Source organism: Serratia sp. TSA_130.1, assembly GCF_052691795.1.
This window is the reverse complement of the sequence record NZ_JBQZFS010000006.1, coordinates 147,972-167,885: the sequence shown is the minus strand read 5'-3', so window position 1 is coordinate 167,885 and position 19,914 is coordinate 147,972. Positions and strand designations below refer to the sequence as shown.

General features: G+C 60.7%; 14 protein-coding genes, 1 tRNA gene and 1 other RNA gene. 3 read left to right on the top strand and 13 right to left on the bottom strand.

Translation table 11 applies throughout. The features are described from left to right. Positions 1–4: 4 nt before the first annotated feature. The 4 genes from bcsB to bcsR form a co-directional block, all read right to left on the bottom strand. A complete protein-coding gene (gene bcsB, locus ACUTQY_RS19675; protein WP_046688040.1) occupies positions 5–2,293 on the bottom strand; it encodes a cellulose biosynthesis cyclic di-GMP-binding regulatory protein BcsB in 2,289 nt (762 codons plus the stop codon). 62 nt (positions 2,294–2,355) lie between these two features. After that, positions 2,356–4,959: a UDP-forming cellulose synthase catalytic subunit gene (gene bcsA / locus ACUTQY_RS19670; protein ID WP_033645053.1), complete on the bottom strand. Its 2,604-nt coding sequence runs from the start codon at positions 4,957–4,959 to the stop codon at positions 2,356–2,358. Then, the gene (gene bcsQ, locus ACUTQY_RS19665) at positions 4,956–5,696 is read right to left on the bottom strand and encodes a cellulose biosynthesis protein BcsQ (protein ID WP_046688039.1); all 741 of its coding nucleotides are present in this window, start codon (positions 5,694–5,696) and stop codon (positions 4,956–4,958) included. The genes bcsA and bcsQ overlap by 4 nt, the downstream gene beginning before the upstream one ends. A 3-nt stretch (positions 5,697–5,699) precedes the next feature. Beyond that, complete coding sequence (gene bcsR, locus ACUTQY_RS19660; RefSeq protein ID WP_033645055.1) at positions 5,700–5,891, bottom strand: cellulose biosynthesis protein BcsR; 192 nt, start codon at positions 5,889–5,891, stop codon at positions 5,700–5,702. A 189-nt stretch (positions 5,892–6,080) separates the two neighbouring features. Between bcsR and bcsE the strand changes: the two genes are divergently transcribed. From bcsE to bcsG, 3 genes are read left to right on the top strand one after another with little or no spacing between them, the layout of a single operon-like run. Then, positions 6,081–7,649 (top strand): cellulose biosynthesis protein BcsE, encoded by a 1,569-nt coding sequence (gene bcsE, locus ACUTQY_RS19655; RefSeq protein ID WP_342188438.1) that lies wholly within the window; start codon positions 6,081–6,083, stop codon positions 7,647–7,649. Next, positions 7,636–7,842 carry a cellulose biosynthesis protein BcsF gene (gene bcsF, locus ACUTQY_RS19650; protein WP_033645228.1) on the top strand — a complete coding sequence of 69 codons (207 nt, stop codon included), beginning with the start codon at positions 7,636–7,638 and terminating at the stop codon, positions 7,840–7,842. The genes bcsE and bcsF overlap by 14 nt, the downstream gene beginning before the upstream one ends. Continuing rightward, positions 7,839–9,494: a cellulose biosynthesis protein BcsG gene (bcsG, locus tag ACUTQY_RS19645; protein ID WP_033645057.1), complete on the top strand. Its 1,656-nt coding sequence runs from the start codon at positions 7,839–7,841 to the stop codon at positions 9,492–9,494. The genes bcsF and bcsG overlap by 4 nt, the downstream gene beginning before the upstream one ends. Before the next feature lie 287 nt (positions 9,495–9,781). Here the strand turns inward: bcsG and dppF are convergent, their stop codons facing one another. From dppF to ACUTQY_RS19600, 9 genes are all read right to left on the bottom strand, one after another. After that, positions 9,782–10,771, bottom strand: coding sequence for a dipeptide ABC transporter ATP-binding subunit DppF (gene dppF, locus ACUTQY_RS19640; protein ID WP_015376237.1), 990 nt, complete (start codon positions 10,769–10,771; stop codon positions 9,782–9,784). Continuing rightward, positions 10,768–11,748, bottom strand: coding sequence for a dipeptide ABC transporter ATP-binding protein (gene dppD / locus ACUTQY_RS19635; RefSeq protein ID WP_033645058.1), 981 nt, complete (start codon positions 11,746–11,748; stop codon positions 10,768–10,770). Before dppD ends, dppF begins: the two co-directional genes overlap by 4 nt. A gap of 15 nt (positions 11,749–11,763) precedes the next feature. Then, complete coding sequence (gene dppC, locus ACUTQY_RS19630) at positions 11,764–12,666, bottom strand: dipeptide ABC transporter permease DppC (RefSeq protein WP_033645059.1); 903 nt, start codon at positions 12,664–12,666, stop codon at positions 11,764–11,766. A gap of 11 nt (positions 12,667–12,677) precedes the next feature. Next, the gene (gene dppB / locus ACUTQY_RS19625; RefSeq protein WP_033645060.1) at positions 12,678–13,697 is read right to left on the bottom strand and encodes a dipeptide ABC transporter permease DppB; all 1,020 of its coding nucleotides are present in this window, start codon (positions 13,695–13,697) and stop codon (positions 12,678–12,680) included. Positions 13,698–13,865: 168 nt separating this feature from the next. Then, a complete protein-coding gene (dppA, locus tag ACUTQY_RS19620) occupies positions 13,866–15,473 on the bottom strand; it encodes a dipeptide ABC transporter periplasmic-binding protein DppA (protein WP_033652448.1) in 1,608 nt (535 codons plus the stop codon). A 601-nt stretch (positions 15,474–16,074) separates the two neighbouring features. Beyond that, entirely contained in the window at positions 16,075–17,766 is a 1,692-nt protein-coding gene (locus tag ACUTQY_RS19615) for a glycosyl hydrolase family 18 protein (protein WP_033645062.1), read from the bottom strand. A 426-nt stretch (positions 17,767–18,192) separates the two neighbouring features. Next, a non-coding RNA gene (locus ACUTQY_RS19610) (RtT sRNA) lies at positions 18,193–18,321 on the bottom strand. A 35-nt stretch (positions 18,322–18,356) separates the two neighbouring features. After that, positions 18,357–18,433: transfer RNA gene (locus ACUTQY_RS19605), tRNA-Pro, on the bottom strand. A gap of 120 nt (positions 18,434–18,553) precedes the next feature. After that, the gene (locus ACUTQY_RS19600; protein ID WP_033645063.1) at positions 18,554–19,885 is read right to left on the bottom strand and encodes an MFS transporter; all 1,332 of its coding nucleotides are present in this window, start codon (positions 19,883–19,885) and stop codon (positions 18,554–18,556) included. Positions 19,886–19,914 lie beyond the last annotated feature (29 nt).

Genomic DNA, 19,914 nt, shown 5'->3' with positions numbered 1-19,914 from the left:
GCCGTCAATCCCGATCTTCAGGCGCCAGACGCCGCCGGCTGAAGGCCTTCAGGCCGCGCCACAGCATCAACCCCAGGATCACTACCAGCACCACCGCGAGCACCGCCAGCAGGACCGGATGCGTGGAGAGGGCATACCAAAGCCGCTCCCACCAAGGCAGGTGACCGACATAGTAAACATCGCCGACGCGCAGGCTGTTGACCCCCGATTCGCGGATCACCGCCACCGAGCCGAACACCGCGGCGCGCTTGCCGCTGTCCAGCAGGGCATTGTTCAGCAGCTCATAGCCGCGCGGGCTGTCCGCCAACAGCGCCACGATGCTGCGCTGGTCGTTGAACGGCGACTGCACGCCAATGATCGCCGACATCGCCCCATCGGAACTGACGGTGGTCTTGCTGTCCGGCTTGGCGTCCTCCGCCAGCACTTCCGAGCTGGGCAGCGGCGGTTGGCGCGTCGGCTGTTTCACCCAGCTTTGGGTCGCGTCCACCAGCAGGCTGATTTTCTTGTCGTCGCGCAGCTCCGGCGGAATGGTGCCGACCATCAGGATATCGTCGTCGCGATCCGTGGCCTGCGACCAGTCGTCGCTCAGCGTGAAGGCCAGCGCCGGATAACCGGTTTGCGCGCCGATCACGCCGAGCGCGTTCAGCAGCGCGCTGACCTGCGCCGGCTGCGGTTTCTGGTTCACCAACACCAGCGTTTGTGACAGATCCGCCAGGCGGCTGAACGGGAAGCCGGCGTTGGCGAAGGCGCGCAGGTCCGGCATCGCCATAAAGTGGCGGTAGCCGGAGAAATCGATGGTAGACGCGCCGTCGATCACCGCGTGGTTTGGCGTGAAGGAGTAGGTTTCGCAGCGCCCTTCCGCGCCGCTGGCCAGCAGCGTGGTGTAGTCAAAGTCAAAGCGCAGCTGGTTGGTGGCCCCGAGCCGCAGCGCCGGAATGCTGACGTTTTTGTCGGAATCGAGCAGCCCCTGCGTCAACGGCAGGCGCAGCAGCTGTGCGCCCTGTTCGTGTTCCGGCACCAGCGAGTAGGCCTGCACGAACTGGTTGTTCAGGCTGACGCTCAGCCGCGAACCGTCCTGAATGCGCGGCGCGGTATAACGGTACTTGAGGTGCATATCGATGCCGGTGCTGCGGATCAGGAACAGATCCGGCGGCAGGTTCATGGTCAATGAAATCGGGCCGGGCTCGATGCCGCTGGTTTGCAGCTGTTCGGCGTATTGCTGCAGTTCGGCGAAGGTCATCGGCCGATCGGTGCGCACCCAGTTCGGCGCGTCGTAAGGCTGGCGCGGCGCCAGCTGTTCCACCTTGTCCACCGTCACGTTCTGGCCGCGGAACAGAATGTCGCCCTGCGCGATGCCTTTCACCGCGGTGATCAAATCGTTGTCGTCACGCCCCTGAATCAGCAGCAGTTTGACGTAGGGATTGTCGGGGTGGCTGATCATCTCCACCGTCGGGCCGTTGACCGCCGGGTAATCGCGCAGGAAATCCGGGCGCTGCTTATTGGTGGCGAACACCACCGCGTGCTGCGTCGGCAGCGCGTTATACAGCGTCGGGAAGGATTGCCCGCGCCACTGCGCCTTGCTGCCGAACCACGAGGCCAGAATGCCCGCCGCGCGCTGCTGGGCCAGATCCGGCTGGCCGGCGAACACCATCGGCAGCGTCAGCGGCCGATTATCGCGGCTGTCGAAGAACGGCTCAGGGAAGTGCGACAGCTCGTTTTTCACCGGCAGCGTCTGGAAGCGCAGCTTCAGCGCGCTGGATTTGCTGACGTCGAGCCACAGCGAGGTGCTGGCCGGGTTTTCGCAGATGTTTTGATAATGGCCGACGAACACCAGCCGGACGCGGTTAAAATCGGTGATATAGCGCGGATCGATCGCCATCTGGATGCGATTGGGCTTGCCCAACTGCTCCTTGGCGATCGTGGTCACGCCCATCAGCTCGTCGTTCAGGTAGACTTTGACGTGCGACTCCACCGGGATCAGCGCCGGCGACGGCGTAAATTCCATGTCGAGCATCGCCTGCGAGACCACCTCATCGCTGCGCACGCCGAATTCGATCTGCCCGTCCGGCCGGGTGCCGCGCAGAACAAAGGTGCCCGGCGGCGGCGCTATCTGCGCGAACGGCAGCGACACGTCGCGCACCGGCGCATTCGGATCCTGCGGCGCGGTCGCCGTATCGGCCGCCGCGGCGATCGGCGGCTGAGCCGCCACGGTCGGCGCGGTGGCGGTTTCGGCCTGCGACAGGGTGCTGATGCCTAAGGCCAGAGCAGTTAACCAGGTTATTTTTCTCGTCATCGTATCATCATCAATGTTGGAGCCTGTTCACCGGGCGAGTGAGCGGGCGGTTGAACTCGCAGCTAACCCACGGTTTCTTGTTGACCCAAGGTCGGATCCCTGCCGACGCCGCGCGGAATAAACGACACTACCCAGGCGGTCAGCGACGTGACCCCGACCAGCAGACCGCGCACCAGCGGCGGCGCGTAGTCCGCCATGCGCACATAGCCGCGGAAGCCCAGCGCCAGCACGTCGCGCAGGCTTTCGATCGGCCGGTCTTCAGGGAACCCGTCCTGCCACAGCGCCCAGGTATCGGCGCGGGCGAAGGTGCACTGAATAAAATCGATGTGTTCGCGGGTGGAAAGACTGACCAGACGCACCCCCACCTTGTTGCCGAAGGCGCGCGTCACCACGCAGGGGAAGCTGTACTCCTGCTGGCCGCGTTTGAGCAGCAGCGAGGCCTTGTCGCCCTCTTTCAACGTGTCCGCCACCCGCATCTCGATGCCCACGCCGCCATCGGAGTAATCGCGCAGCGTGCAGGGGTAGAGGTGGCCGTCGGCACGCGCGATCGCCGCCGGCATGGCGATCTCCACGCGGTGCGCCTGACGCACCTGTTTGGCTTCCACCGCCACCGCCACCGCGCCGCCGAGAATGGTCATGTTGTACAGCACCCACACCAGGCTGATGATCACCGTCATCACCTCGTCCGTCGGGCCATAGGCCAGCCGCCAGGCGCCGAACGCCAGCCCGGCGAGGTTAAGAACCACCAGGAACATGTAAGGCCGGGTGATCACCCAGTCGACGTGCTCCTCCTCCACCAGCCCGCCCTTGGCGGTCACGTTGAATTTGCCCTTGTGCGGATTGAACAGCGCCACCGTCGTCGGCCGCGCGATATACCAGGCCAACACCGTTTCATAGATTTCGCTCCAGAACGAATGGCGGTATTTCCCCTGGATGCGCGAGTTGGTCAGGCTGGCGTGGATCATGTGCGGCAGCACGTAAAGCGCGATCGCCAGCGCCGGCGCGAAGATGATGTAGGCATGCAACAGCAAAAACGCCAGCGGCGCGGTGAGGAAGATCAGCCGCGGGATGCCCGACAGGAAGTGCAGCATGGCGTTGGCGTAGCACAGGCGCTGCGCCAGTTTCAGCCCCTTGCCCAGCAACGGGTTGTCGAGCCGGAAGATCTGCACCATGCCGCGCGCCCAGCGAATGCGCTGGCCGATGTGCGCCGACAGGCTTTCGGTCGCCAGCCCGGCGGCCTGCGGAATGCGGATATAGGCCGAGGTATGCCCGCGCCGGTGCAAACGCAGCGAGGTATGGGCGTCTTCGGTGACGGTTTCCACCGCAATGCCGCCGATTTCGTCCAGCGCGCTGCGGCGCAGGATGGCGCAAGAGCCGCAGAAGAAGGTGGCGTCCCACATGTCGTTGCCGTCCTGCACCAGCCCGTAGAACAAAGTGCCCTCGTTGGGCGTCTGACGGAAGCGGCCAAGGTTGCGCTCGAAGGGATCCGGCGAGAAGAAGTGGTGCGGGGTCTGCAGCATCGCCAGCTTTTTGTCTTTGAAGAACCACCCCATGGTCAGCTGCAGGAAGGAGCGCGTCGGGACATGGTCGCAGTCGAAAATCGCCACGAACTCGCCGGTGGCCTGCTTCAGCGCGTTGTTGATGTTGCCGGCCTTGGCGTGTTCGTGAGTCGGCCTGGCGATGTACTTCACTCCCACCTCGGCGGCGAACGCCCGGAACTCGGGGCGATTACCGTCATCAAGGATATAGATGTTCACTTTCTCTTTCGGCCAGTCGATGCCCAGCGCCGCATAGATGGTGGGCTTCACCACCCCGAGGTCTTCGTTGTAGGTCGGCACCATCAGATCGATGGTCGGCCAGGTGGCGCTGTCTTCGGGCAACGGCACCGGCTGGCGGTTAAGCGGCCAGATAGTCTGGAAATAGCCCAGCACCAACACCACCCAGGCGTAGGTTTCCGCCACCAGCAACAGCAGGCCGCATACCAGGCTGAGCGGATCGTCCCAGTTCAGCGTGGCGGTATAGCGCCACCACAGGTAACGGCAGGAGACGGTCAACGACAGCACGATCAGCATCAACGCAGGCAAGCGCCCCGGCACCCGGCGCACCACCATCGCGATCCCCCACAGCAGCAGAACGAACACGAACTGCGCCGACAGATCGAACGGTTGCGAGATGCACAGCATGGCGAGGATCGCCGCCAGCACGCCGACCAGAATGAACAGCGCGCGCCGCAATCCGCGGTTCATGCGGCCGAGTCGCTCTACCGAGCGCTGTTCCACGCCGGCGTTTTTCAGCCGCTGCGGCAAGCCCTGCAGCCAGTCGGCATAGCGCTGCTGCAGCCGCCGCCAACCGGCGAAATAATCGCGCTGCACCGGCGCGCGGCCGCTGCGGAACAGCAGCAGCCACGCCCCCTGCAGCAAATAGCGCAGCGCATCCGCCGGACGGGGGCGTTCGGCGGACAGATGCGGGAACCAGTAAGCGCGGCCGGCGCGCACGCGCCGCCAGGCCGGTGACTCCAAACGCAGCAGCATCCACCCCAGCGCCACCAACAGCGTAGTGAAAAAGGCGGTCAGCGCCGACGCCCCGCTGCGGCGATAGGCGCGGTAGCGCGCCTGCACCGCCTGGCGCACCGGCGGCACCAGCAGCAGGCTCAGCACCCGACTCATGGCGCAATACCCCGTTTGAGGTTGATCAGGCACCAGTTGGCCAGCGTCAGCACTTCATCCGCCGCCAGGCTCTCGGGGCGGTACTCGCCCAGCGGCTGTTTGGCCGCCAGCGCTTCCGCCAACGCTTCATCGCGGTGGATAACCACCGGCAACAGGCCGCTCAGCGTTTGCAGCCACAGCTGATGCAAATCCTGCTGCAGCCGGCTGGCCGAAGAGTAATGGTTAATCAGGAAATGACTTGCGTGCGGCAGCGCCTGCTGATGGAGCCGCACCTGGCAGTTGGCGTCGGGGTTCAACAGCACGAACACGCTGTCGGCCAGTTGCAATGCCTGCTGCGCCAAAACGCCGTCCCCGACCGGGACGTCCAGCAGGATCCAGCGCTGCGGATCGCCGGCCATCAGCTGACGCAAATTATCGCGCCAGCGATCGGGATGCGCCTGACACTGATGTTGCACTTCCAGCCGTTCCGCCGCATTCAGGCGGCCAAACGGTAAAAAGTCGAGGTTTTCGCAATAACGCAGCGCGCCTTCCCGCCAACCGCCGCCGTCCTGTTCCGCGCGTGCCCAGCCGCGCGCCAGTTCGAACGGCGTGTTGAAATGCAGGCGCAGCAGATTGTCCGGCGTAAAGTCTATCGCCAGCACCGACTCGCCAAGCTGGCGCAACGCCCAGGCGAGCGCCGCCGTGACTGACGTCGTCCCCATTCCACCCCGCAACCCTTGCAGCGCGATCGCCGGCATAGATCAGTGGCTCCCCGCGTTTTGCGCCAATTCGGCCAGCAGCGGCCAGCGCGTCATCATTTGCGTTAACCGCTCCTGCCGCGAAATATCGACATAGCTTAATTTTGGTAATGAAAAAGCCTGGCTGAGCGCCTGCAGGTCATCCTGGCTCTCCTCCGGCGCCGCTGCACGAAAATGGCTGGGTGCGTTATTCATTCTTCCGCCTTGGCGAAAATAGGCTATGTTAATTAACTATAGCAACGATACAAAAAGAGACAGGCAATAAGATGATTCTCAACAAATATTATTGAATACCATCGGACATTTGTTATTGCCAGCGTAAAAATGGCTATCTTTAAATATAAACGCCTTTAGTCGGCTTTCAACGAAAGTAGAACACATCCTATGGCGCACTCTTTTTCTCTAGGCATTCGGCAGATTTGGGAAGAGCTGTCGGTGATGCAGGCCCCCGGGCTTTATTGGATCAATATCGACAGGCAAAGCGACGCCGCGCTGTTGTGTCGCCAGGCCATCGCCGCCCAGCCGGCCACCCGCAAGCTCGCCCTGATCTGCAGCGGAGACAAACCCGATCGCCTGCTGGCCGAGCTGGCTGCGCCCGCTTTGCAGAAGCTGCCGCTGTATCAACTACCGGAGAAAAAAGCCGCGCTGGCGCAGTTGAGCGACGATCTGATGCGCGCCCTGCGGCCGCAAAATCGCTTACTTATCCTGCTGGCCCACGCCAGCCTGTGGCAAACCTTCACCACCGAAGAACTGCGCGAATGGACGCGCACCCTCGCCGCCTGGCTGCGGCGGCAGGGGTGTACGCTATTGATCCTCAGCCACGGCGGCGGCATCAATAAGCTCAAAGGGCAGCTCAGCACACAGCACCGCATCCTGAACGGCCTGTCCAGCCTGCAATGGCAGCAGGACAGCGCGCAATACCTGGTGAACTGGTGGAGCACCGAAAACGGCATCAACGCCAATCAGCTGCTGACGCTGTATGCGGCGGAAGGCGGTTGGCAGGGCGAGGAGGAAAATAGCCAACCCTCCCCCACCGCCTTGCGCAGCGACGAAGGCCAGTATCTGGCCGAGCGCAGCATCCTGGAAGGCGCACCGCCGCTGTCCGCCAACTGGCAGCTGTTGGAGAACAACGACGAACTGGCGCAGCACGGCATGCTGAGACTCTCGGCGACGTTGATTTTCGCATTGTATCAAAGCGACCAAATCGATCATCTGGCGAACCAGATCCACACCCTGCGCCGCAGCCGCGGCAACGGCCTGAAAATCGCGGTGCGCGAGATGAGCGCCAGCCTGCGCTACAGCGACGAACGGCTGCTGCTGGCCTGCGGCGCCAACCTGATCGTGCCGCACGTCGCGCCGCTGTCGCGTTTTCTGACCATGCTTGAAGGCATCCAGGGGCAGCGCTTCTCACGTCACGTGCCCGCCGACATCGATGCGCTGCTGGCCGGGCTGCGTCCGCTGCAGCTGAAAGGCTACATGCGGCCGGAACCGTTTAGCCAGGCGGTGCTTTCGCTGATGGCCAACACCTTGCTGCCCGAGGACGGCAAAGGCGTGATGGTGGCGTTGCGCCCGGCCACCGGCCTGCGCGCCGAACAGGCGATGACCCTGTGCCACCTGCGGCGTTTCGGCGACGTGATGACCGTGGTGCAGGGGCGCCTGGTGCTGTTCCTCTCCACCTGCCGCATCAACGATCTGAACACCGCGCTGAAGTTCATCTTCCGCCTGCCGGTGGATGAAGCCTTCAGCAACCGGGTAGTGTGGCACCAGGATGTCGATATCATTTCGGAAATCAAACGCATGGCTCAGGGGCGCTGGCAGCTTACCGCCACCGGCGCCGGGGGCGTCGCGCCGCCGCCCCCCGTGGTGACGGCCGCAGAGCCCGCAGAACGCCGCCAGCCGATCGCTTTCACGCTGCCGCTTGGCCCGCAGGAGGAAAAGCATGCTGAACCTTAACGACATCCTGCAACTGATCTTGCTGTGCGCGCTGGTCTTCATTCCGCTGGGCTACGCCTTTCACCGGCGTTTTCCGCATTTGCGTCAATACTGGCAAAACCTGTTGTTATCGCCGCGCTATTTGAAATCCGCCGGTTTATGGGTGCGCACAGGCTCATCCTCCCAGATTAAACGTCATAAGAAGCAGCCATGAATCCAAACTCAAATACGCAATCCGATAACGCTCTGTGGCGCTACTGGCGCGGGCTGGGTGGCTGGAACCTCTACTTTCTGGCGAAATTCGCCCTGCTGTGGTTCGGCTACCTGAATTTCCACGCGCTGCCGAACCTGGTGTTCATGGCCTATCTGCTGATGCCGATCCCCTCGCCGCGGCTGCACCGCTGGCGCCATTACCTCGCCATCCCGATCGGCATCGCGTTGTTCTACCACGATACCTGGCTGCCGGGCATCAACAGCATTCTCAGCCAGGGCTCTCAGCTGGCCGGCTTCAGCGCCCAGTACCTGCTGGAGCTGGTCAGCCGCTTTATCAACTGGCAGATGGTCGGCGCCGCCTTCGTGTTGCTTATCGCTTATCTGTTCGTCGCCCAGTGGGTGCGCGTTACGGTGTTCACCGTGGCCGCGCTGGTGTGGCTCAATATCGTCAACATCGCCGGGCCGGCGGTCTCACTGCTGCCCGCCAGTTCCACGGCTGCCGCCGGCGGCGCCGGCACGCCGGCCACGGCCGCGCCGACGGCAGGAGATAATGCGCCCGCAGACAGCCTGCCGCCGACCAGCGCCAACCTGACGGCCTATCTGAACCAGTTCTACGAGCGGGAAAAAGGCCGCGCCACCGCGTTCCCGGCCACTTTGCCCGCCGACGCCCAACCGTTCGATCTGTTGGTGATCAACATCTGCTCGCTGGCCTGGGCCGATATGGAGGCGGTCAACCTGCAGAATCATCCGCTGTGGTCGAAGATGGATATCATGTTCGACAGCTTCAACTCGGCCACCGCCTACAGCGGCCCGGCGGCCATACGGTTGCTGCGCGCCAGCTGCGGCCAGCTTTCGCATCACGATCTGTACCAGCCGGTGAACCAGCAGTGTTACCTGTTCGACAACCTGGCGAAGCTCGGCTTCAAGGAACAGCTGATGCTCGATCACTCCGGGGTGTTCGGCAACTTCCTGAAAGAGCTGCGTGAACAGGGGGATATGCAGGCGCCGCTGATGTCGCAGGCCGGCGTCGGCAACGAACTGACGTCGTTCGACGGCGAGCCGATTTATAACGATCTGGAATTGCTGACCCGCTGGCTGGATCAGCAGCAAAAAGCCGGAGACGCCCGCACCGCCACCTTCTTCAACGTCATTCCGCTGCACGACGGCAACCGCTTCGTCGGCTCTAACAAGAGCGCCGACTATCAGCCGCGCGCGCAGAAGCTGTTCGATCAGCTGAACACCTTCCTCGATCAGCTGGAAAAATCCGGCCGCAAAGTGGTGGTGGTGATCGTGCCGGAGCACGGCGCGGCGTTGGTGGGCGACAAGATGCAAATGTCCGGCCTGCGCGATATCCCCAGCCCGAACATCACCCATACGCCGGTCGGTATCAAACTGATCGGCATGAAGGCGCCGCATCAGGGCAGCCCGCTGCAGATCAAAACGCCGAGCAGCTATCTGGCGCTGTCGGAGCTGGTATCACGTCTGGTGGACGGCAAAGTCTTCAGCGAGTCCAGCGTCGACTGGCAGGCGCTGACGCAAGGGCTGCCGCAGACGCCGGTCATCTCCGAAAACGACAACGCCATCGTGATGCAATATCAGGGGAAACCTTACATTCGCCTGAACGGCGGCGATTGGGTGCCTTATCCGCAATAAGCGCGGCCTTATCGACCCAAAGCACGCCGACGGCGTGCTTTTTTTATTGAGCAAGTCCGACAAAAGGCGAAGTTAAACATCTGGCAAAAATATTATTACTCACCACCCGTTAAATTTTTTATTCGCTTATTAATTCATTGCGAAAATTCCTATAAAAATAAGCATTCGTCAGATTTTCGTTAAGCGCTCAATAACGCCCTGAAAAGCGATTCGATTAACTGATTGATTAAATAATAAAAAACGCCGGCGTTAAGCCGGCGTGGGTTTATGCGGTGAAATCCGACGCTTTACGCCCCCGGATGTTCGTCCTGATCGACCGCAAAACAGGCCACCATCTGCTCACCGTACTGCTTCAGCTGCGGCTGCAGCTGTACGCAGGTGCCGAAGGCGCGGCGGCAGCGGGCATTGAATGCGCAGCCCGGCGGCGGGTTCATCGGGCTGGGCAGTTCGCCGGTCAGCTTGATGCGCTCGCGGCGCATATCCGGGTTCAACCGCGGCGTCGCCGAGAGCAGCGCCTGGGTGTACGGATGGCGCGGGTTGTTGAAGATCGCCTCTTTGCTGCCCTTTTCCACGCAGCGGCCCAGGTACATCACCATCACTTCATCGGCGATGTGTTCCACCACCGACAGATCGTGCGAGATGAACACGTAGGACAGCCCCAGCTCCTGCTGCAGATCCATCATCAGGTTCAGCACCTGCGCGCGCACCGACACGTCCAACGCCGACACCGGCTCATCGGCGATCACCACGTCCGGATTCAGCATCAGCCCGCGGGCGATGGCGATACGCTGACGCTGGCCGCCGGAGAACATGTGCGGATAGCGATCGTAATGCTCGGTCTTCAGGCCGACCTTCGCCATCATCTCCAGCGCTTTTTCCCGCCGTTCGGCGGCGCTGAGCGAGGTGTTGATCAACAGCGGCTCCTCGAGGATCTGCCCGACCTTCTTGCGCGGGTTGAGCGATCCGTAAGGATTCTGGAACACGATTTGGATCTTCTGGCGCCGCAATTTCTCGGCGGAAACGTCCGGCTTCAGCAGATCCTGTCCCTGGTAGTACAGCTCGCCGCCGGTCGGCACTTCGATCATCGTCAGCAGGCGGCCAAGCGTGGATTTGCCGCAGCCCGACTCACCGACCACCGCCAGCGTTTTACCGCGCTCCAGAGTGAACGACACGCCGTCCAGCGCCTTGACCAGCCGCTCCGGCGCGAACAGGCCCTTTTTCACCGGGTAATGCTTTTTCAGGTCGATCGCCTGCAGTAAAGGTTGATTCTGGCTCATACGGTCGGCCTCCCCGCATCATCCAGCGGTGTGTGACATTTAACCTGACGGCCGGGAATGCTGCGCAGTTCCGGCTCCTCGTTACGGCAGCGCTCGTTGGCGTACGGACAACGCGGATTGAGCAGGCAGCCGGTCGGGCGATCGTATTTGCCCGGCACCACGCCCGGCAGCGAAGCCAGCCGCGCCTTGTCGGCGGCGAACTCCGGCAGCGCGCGCAGCAGCGCCTGGGTGTACGGGTGGCGCGGCGCGCGGAAAATCTCCGCCGCTTTGCCGGATTCCACCACCTGGCCGGCGTACATCACGATAATGTGATGCGCCGCTTCCGCCACCAGCGCCAGATCGTGGGTGATGAGCAACAGCGCCATGTTCTCGCGCTGCTGCAGATCCAGCAGCAGTTCGATGATCTGCGCCTGGATGGTCACGTCGAGCGCGGTCGTCGGCTCATCGGCGATCAGCAGCTTCGGCCGACAGGCGATAGCCATGGCGATCATCACGCGCTGGCTCATGCCGCCGGAAAGCTGGTGCGGGTACACGTCCAGCCGCGAGGCCGGATCGGGAATCCCCACCTGCGTCAGCAGGTCGATAGCGCGCTGGCGGCGAGTGCGGCGGTTGCCGCCCTGATGCACCTTCAGCGCCTCCATAATCTGATAACCGACGGTGTAGCACGGGTTCAGGCTGGTCATCGGATCCTGGAAGATCATCGCCACTTCGGAGCCCACCAGCTGGCGGCGCTCTTTTTCGGAGATCTTGCGCAAGTCCTGGCCGTTGAACTCCAGCTTGTCGGCCATCACTTTGCCGGGAAAATCGATCAGGCCCATGATCGCCAGCGAACTGACGGATTTGCCGGAGCCGGATTCGCCGACGATGCCGACCACCTGACCTTGATCCACGCTGTAACTGATGCGGTCTACCGCGCGGAACGGGGTGCCTTCGTCACCGAAGTGCACCGAAAGCTTGTCTACATTCAATAACGCCATCTCTCTCGTCCTCTGTTACTGCTTGAGTTTGGGGTCGAGAGCGTCACGCAAACCGTCCCCCATCAGGTTGAATGCCAGCACCGTCAGCAGGATCGCCAGGCCGGGGAAGGTCACTACCCACCAGGCGCTTTGCGCGAACTGCAACACGTCGGAGAGCATGGTGCCCCACTCCGGCGTCGGCGGTTGCGCGCCCATGCCCAGAAAGCCGAGAGCGGCCATGTCGAGAATGGCGTTCGAGAAACCGAGAGAAGCCTGAACGATCAAGGGCGCCAGGCAGTTAGGCAGAATATTGACGAACATCTGACGCAGCGCGCCGGCGCCCGCCACCCGCGAAGCGGTGACGTAATCGCGGTTCACCTCCGCCAGCACCGCCGCGCGCGTCAGACGCACATAGTGCGGCAAGGCGACGAAGGTGAGCGCCAGCGAGGCGTTGACGATCGACGGTCCGAATACCGCCACCAGCACCAGCGCCAGCAGCAGGCTCGGCAGGGCCAGCATGATGTCGACGACGCGCATGATCACCGCGTCCACCGCGCCGCCGAAGTAGCCGGCCAGCAGGCCGAACACCACGCCCATGACCAGCGACAACACTACCACCAGACAACCGACCAGCAGCGACAGGCGCGCGCCGTACATCAGGCGCGACAGCACGTCGCGGCCCACGTCGTCGGTGCCCAGGATGTATTGCCAACTGCCGCCCTCCTGCCACACCGGCGGCTTGAGCAGCGCGTCGCGGAACTGGTCCGCCGGCGCATGCGGCGCCAGCACCCCGGCGCCGAGCGCGATCACCAGCATCAAAACGATATACACCAGGCCGACCACGGCCCCTTTATTGCGCTTGAAATAGTGCCAGAACTCCTGAAACGGGGTCATCGGCTTCGGCGCACCTTTAACTGCAGACTCAGTGATTTGAGACATGAGAGCGCCCCTTATTTCTTGTGGCGAATACGCGGGTTGACCACGCCGTAGAGCACGTCTACCAGCAGGTTAACCAGAATGATCATACAGGCGACCAGCAACACCCCGCCCTGCACTACCGGGTAATCACGGCGCTGCAGCGCATCGATCAGCCAGCGGCCCAGACCCGGCCAGGAGAAGATGGTTTCGGTCAGAATGGCGCCGGCCAGCATGGTGCCGACCTGCAGCCCGATCACCGTCACCACCGGCAGCAGCGCGTTGCGCAGCGCGTGAACGACGATCACCCGCATGCGGCTCACGCCCTTGGCGCGCGCGGTGCGGATATAGTCTTCGCCCAACACCTCCAGCATCGAGGAGCGGGTCATGCGCACGATCACCGCCAGCGGGATGGTGCCCAGCACGATGGCCGGCAGGATCATGTGCATCACCGCATCGATAAAGTCGCCCGGTTCGCCCCAGATCAGGGTGTCTATCAGCATGAAGCCGGTCAGCGGGTGGCTGTCGTCGAGGAATACCGTGTCGCTGATGCGCCCCGACACCGGCGTCAGGTTAAGCTGCACCGACACCAGCATGATCAGCATCATGCCCCACCAGAAAATCGGCATCGAATAGCCGGTCAGCGAGATGCCCACCGCGGTATGGTCGAAGACCGAGCCGCGTTTGACCGCCGCCAGCACCCCGACCGGGATGCCCACCAGCACCGCGAAGATCATCGCGCACAGGCCCAGCTCCAGCGTGGCCTGAAAACGCGGAACGAACTCGCTCCAGACGGAGATGCGGCTTTTGAGTGAGGTGCCCAGATCGCCGTGCAGCACGTTGGACACGTAGGAGAAATATTGTTGATAGAGCGGCTTGTCCAGCCCCATTTCCGCCATCAGCTGCGCGTGGCGCTCGGCGGAGATACCGCGTTCCCCGGCCATGATGGTCACCGGGTCGCCGGGGATCATATGGACGAATGCAAAAGTCAGCAATGTAATGCCGATAAACGTTGGGATAACTAACCCCAAACGTCGGAGTATGAACTGCAACATATCCCGAACTCTCTGTATCAATGCCCGGCAGCTCATCGTCCGCCAGGCTTATTAACGCTCACATGCCTTTGAACGATCCAACGGCCATACGCCGGAGACTGGTCAGCAGAGGCGCAAACCTGTTGCGCCCCTGCAAGTCCATTCGTGCATCTCCGGTTTAGGTCGGAATCAGTCTACAGAGACATTCTCGAAGTGATGCTTGCCGAGCGGATCCACGACGTAGCCCTTCACTTCCTTACGCACAGGCTCATACACGGTGGAGTGCGCGACGATCAGCGCCGGAGCCTGATCGTGCATCACCACCTGCGCCTGCTTGTACAGTTCGATGCGTTTGTCGTGGTTGGACTCGGCGCGCGCCGGTTGAATCAGATCTTCAAACGGCTTGTAGCACCAGCGGGAGTAGTTGGAGCCGTCTTTCGCCGCCGCGCAGCTGAACAGCGTGGCGAAGAAGTTGTCCGGATCCCCGTTGTCGCCGGTCCAGCCCATCATCACCGTTTGGTGCTCGCCCGCTTTGGCGCGCTTGAGGTATTCACCCCACTCATAGGTCACGATTTTGGCTTTCACGCCGATCTTGGCCCAGTCGGCCTGGATCATTTCCGCCATGCGGCGCGCGTTCGGGTTGTAAGGACGCTGTACCGGCATCGCCCACAGGTCGATGCTGAAACCGTCGGCCATGCCCGCTTCTTTCAGCAGTTCTTTCGCCTTGGCCGGATCGTAAGCGTAATCCTGCACCGCGTCGTTATAGCCCCACATGGTCGGCGGGATCAGGTTCTTGGCCGCCTGGCCCGCGCCCTGATAAACCGCGTCGATGATCGCCTGCTTGTTGACCGCCATGGTCAACGCCTGACGCACCTTCACGTTATCCAGCGGTTTTTTCTCGGTGTTGAACGACAGGTAACCCACGTTCAGCCCCGGCTGCTCCATCAGGTTGATGGATTTGTCCTGCTTCATGCGGGCGATATCGGCCGGGTTCGGGAACGGCATCACCTGGCATTCGTTTTTCTGCAGCTTGGCGTAACGCACGGAAGCGTCAGGCGTGATGGAGAACACCAGGCGATCGATCTTCGGCTTGGTGCCCCAGAAACCGTCGAACGCCTTGTACAGGATTTTGGAGTCTTTCTGGTATTGCAGCAGCTGGAACGGGCCGGTACCGATCGGGTTCAGGTCGACTTTTTCCGGCGTACCGGCTTTCATCATGACGTCAGCGTATTCGGCGGACAGGATGGACGCGAAGTCCATGCCCAGGTCAGCCAGGAACGGCGCCTCCGGGCGGTTCAGCACGAAACGCACGGTGTTGTCGTCTACTTTTTCGATCTTGGCGATCAGCTTCGGCATGTCCATGCCTTCAAAGTATTCGTAACTGCCGCCGGACACTTTGTGGTAGGCGTTATTAGCATCCAACTGGCGTTCGAAGGAGAACACCACGTCGTCGGCGTTGAAGTCGCGCGTCGGTTTGAAATCTTTGCTGCTCTGCCACTTCACGCCTTTGCGCAGGTGGAAGGTATAGGTTTTGCCGTCTTCGCTGACGTCCCACTTCTCAGCCAGGCCCGGCTGCAGTTCGGTGGTGCCGACTTTGAATTCGACCAGGCGGTTGTAGATCGGTACCGAGCTGGCGTCGTAGGTGGTGCCGGAGGTAAACAGCTGCGGGTTGAACCCTTCCGGGGAACCTTCAGAACAGTAAACCAACGTCTTGGCCTGTACGCTGGCCGCCACGGTCAGCGCGATCAGCCCAATACCGAATTTCAGAATCCCCGATTTACCCAAGGAACGTGTCATCGTTAGTGCTCCATTGTGTGATGTGATGTGTGTAATTGCCGCCAGACCTGTATTTTTTATTGCGTGGCCTGTGCGGTCAGCGCCCGAAGGCAGAAGGCGTACGATGAGAGGATGCCGGATGGAACGCATCGCGACGGGGACGTCTGAGCGCGTGGAATTCACTCAAACAACTCTCGCTCTTACCCCTGAGGCTATCAAGTTGCCAACTGTTTGGGGTGTCGTCAATATAACCAGTGGGGATTTACGCAGACTGTGAGAAACAGCAAACAAACATAAAAAAAACCTTTTGTTAACAGTTCCAGCATGAAAATTTATGCTAAGCGGTCATTTTTAGCGCATTGGTCTGACCCTGATAAATTTACTGGTTTTAAACTCCGCTAAAAAACCCCAAAACTTTGTTGCTGAACGATGAATATCTGAACGGTTATTTTTGTGATCGCCGTTAAAGACAGAAGGAAATGCTGAAGGATTACCCAAAAGGGTGAGTCCGATGAGCGCATTTTTCGCCGGGCAGGCCCACAATCTGTGCGGCGTAAAAAAACTTTCGGCGGCGAAAAAGCCGGGGGCGAAAGGATATCCCCCGGCAACGCACTGCAACCGATTATTGAACGCCGGCGCTGTTGCCCAGGCTGGCGTTCATGCTGTTGAGAATATCGCCGTTGTCCGCGTCGATCTCCCAGGAGAACAGGCCGCCCAGCTGCTTATCCAACACGTACTTGCCTTTGGCCTGCACCGAGCGGGCATCGTCAAAGGTGATCAGATCGCCGGTGGAAGGTTTGAACACGTAGGGCGCTTCCGCCGTGGCGTCGTAGGTGTACTGCCACTCGCCGCTCATGAACTGGCTGGCGATCTGGCGGTAGTCCACGATGCCGTTCTCCCAGGTGCCTTTGACCGGCCCGGTGGCGGTGCCGGTGAACGGAATGTTGTTCTGGTAGCCGTTCACCCCGGTCCAACCACGGCCATACATGGCGGTGCCGACCACGATCTTGCCCGGCTTGACGCCCTGCGCCAGCAGCGCATTCACGCCGTTTACCGTGGTGTAGGCGGTGTCCGGTTTCCAGGCCGGCGCATTCAGCGCGGTCTGATGCCCCAGGTTTTTCAGATCGAAGGCGCCGTAGAAGTCGTAGCTCATCAGGAAGATGTGATCCATCGAGTTCTGCGCGACGTTGTATGCCACCTTGTCGATCTTGTCCTTGCCGGCGCTGATGGCGGAGGTCAGCTCATACTTGCGGCCGGTTTCCGCCGACAGCTGATCCAGCATCGCCCGCAGTTCTTTCATCAGCAGCACATAAGTTTCCCCGTCCTGAGGGCTGCCCAGATTCGGGTTGGCGCCTTTGCCGCCCGGGAACTCCCAGTCGATATCCACGCCGTCGAAGAACTTCCAGGTCTGCAGGAACTCTTTCACCGAGCCGACGAAGCGATCGCGCTTCACCTTGTCGCCCATGAAGAAGAACGGGTCAGACAGCGTCCAGCCGCCGATCGACGGCAGGATTTTCAGGTCAGGGCGCGCCTGCTTCAGCGCCATCAGCTGGCCGAAGTTGCCCTTGTAGGGGTCATCCCAGGCGGTGACGCCCTTCTGCGCTTTTTGCAGCGCGGCGAACGGATCGTGGATGGAGACTTTGAAATCCTCGCGGCCCTGGCAGGAGCGCTGCAGCGCCTGGAAGCTGCCTTCAATCTCTTTCAGGCTGTCGTTGATGCCGTTGCCGCCGCAGATCGGGATAAAGCCGTACAGCAGGTGAGTCAGGTTCTGCGCCGGGATCTTATCGACGGTGAAATTGCGCCCGTAAACGCCCCACTCGACGAAATAAGAACCGACGACTTTGCCGGAATTCTGTTTATACGGTTTGTTCTTTTCCAGCAGCGGCTCTTTCAACGGTGCCAAATGGCTGCCGTCGGTGTCGGCCACCACAATTTCAGTGGCGTCGCTGGCGGTGCAACCGTCGGCATTGCACAATGCCACCTGCATTTGATAACGGCCGCCTTTATTGACTTTAAAATTCGCCGTACCGGAAGATCCGGTTGAAGGGCCGCTCCACGCCTCTTTGCCATTTAATAAAATCTTGGCCGTCGTGCCCGCATCGCCATTCCATAAATTCCAGGAGACGGAAACATCGGCGGCATTTTTTACCTTCACCAAATTATTATAAGCGGTGGCCGCCTGATCGACTTCGACGATAGCGAACTTGGTGTTGCCCCAGGCGATAGTCGGCTTGCCCGGCGCGGCGGCCTGCGCCGCGGAACACAGCGTGCTGCCGATCAACAGCGCCAACAGCGGTTTATTAAATTTGCGCATAACTGATTCCTTTATTCCGAGAGGATAAACATAAAAGAGTTAATCGTCGCTACGCATTGCCGAAGCGAAAAAATTCCGCAATAACCCACGAAGATTAAAGTCAACAAATAAAAACAGCGTTTTTACACGTAACGGAAAAAAGTCATTCCCGCCGCGTACATTCAGACTATAAATAAAAAAGGCCTGAAAACAAGAGCGCTATCAACTGGGTTTTATTCAGCAAGCGTGAATTTATTTAAATATGAGAAAAAGAACCTAACTGGAATAAGGAGTTTGAATTAATTAAGCGTAAAGGATAAATATATTTCACGAGGCTGGCGGATTGACACGTGCCATAAAGCGAAGCCGGTCGTATCGTAGGAGGTGCTCATCCTCATAAACCGCAGACGAAAAAAAACCTGCTTTAAAAGCAGGTTTTTCGAATGGTGGTCGGCGAGAGAGGATTACGCGCATCTTTGATGCGCGCCCTGCGGGCCGTTGCTAAAGCAACGTTGTCTCGCTTCGCGAGGCTCGAACCTCCTGCGGAGGTACTCATCCTCATAAACCGCAGACGAAAAAAAACCTGCTTTAAAAGCAGGTTTTTCGAATGGTGGTCGGCGAGAGAGGATTCGAACCTCCGACCCACTGGTCCCAAACCAGTTGCGCTACCAAGCTGCGCTACTCGCCGATGCGGGGCGCATCTTACTGCTGGCGGTTATAGGCGTCAATCACTTTTTTTCCCCTGCATTTCAAGTGGTGATAAAAGCGCCATAATGCGCTGCGCCGGGGGTTACGCAGCGCATTTTACTCAGGCTTTGGCGGTTTTCAGCACCGGTGTCTGCGCACGCAGGAACGGCAGCAGGAACAGCGCCGACAGGCAGGCGGCGATGGAAATCACCACAAAGAAACCGTTCCAGTGCCAGATTTCCATCACCCGCGCGATCGGGTAGCCGGACAGCGCCGCGCCCAGGTAGGCGAACAGGCCGACGAAACCGGTCGCCGCGCCCGCCGCATCTTTATGCGAGCACTCCGCCGCCGCCATGCCGATCAGCATCTGCGGGCCGAAGATGAAGAAGCCGATAGCGAAGAAGCAGCAGGCCTGCAGCAGGTAGGTGACGCCCGGCATCAGCCACAGCGCCGCCACCGACAGGAAGATGCCGATGGCGAAGATCAGGTTCATCGGGCCGCGGTTGCCGCGGAACAGCTTGTCGGAACCCCAACCGGCCACCAGCGAACCGATAAAGCCGCCCACTTCAAACAGCGAAATGGCCGAGTTGGCGGTCATCAGCGAATAGCCCTTTTCCTGCGTCAGGTAGAGGTTGCCCCAGTCGTTGATCGCGGTGCGCACGATGTACACCAGCACGTAAGAGACCGCCAGCAGCCAGATGTACTTGTTGGTCAGCACGTAGCGCTTGATGATCTCGCGGTTGCTCAGCCCCTGGCCTTCCGATTCCTGCACCAGCTCCATGGCGTCGTTGCGCCATTTGCCGACGCTCGGCAGCCCCAGGGTGGATGGCTTGTCGCGCAGGCGCCAGCACATCAGCAGGCCGAGCACCACGCCGATGATGCCGGGAATGATCATGCCGTAACGCCAGCTGAAGTGCAGCGAGATAAAGCCCACCAGCAGCGGGATCAGCGCGCCGCCGACGTTGTGCGAAGTGTTCCAAATCGCCCACCAGCTGCCGCGCTCGGAGCGCGAATACCAGCTGGTGAGGATTTTGGAGCACGGCGGCCAGCCCCAGCCCTGGAAGAAGGCATTGAGGATCCACAGCGTGCCGAGCATCAGCAGCGAAGAACTGAGGCCGAAGAAGATATTCAGCACCCCGGTCATGATCAGGCCCAGCCCCATAAAGTAACGCGGGTTGGAACGATCGCTGATCATGCCGGAAATGAATTTCGAGCAGCCGTAGGTGATGTAGAACAGCGTGCCGAGGATGCCGACGTCGGACATCGTCAGGCCCAGATCGCTCAGCATCGCCGGCATGATGAAGTTGAAGCTTTTGCGCGTGAAGTAAAACGCGGCGTAGCCGATGTACATGGTGCACATCAGCTGGATGCGCCAGTATTTGTAGCTGGCGTCGATCTGCCGTTGATCGGTGACCTGCGGCGCATCCGGGCGGCTTTTAAGGAAAGACCACATGTGGAACCTCAGAGGATTGAATAAAGTGC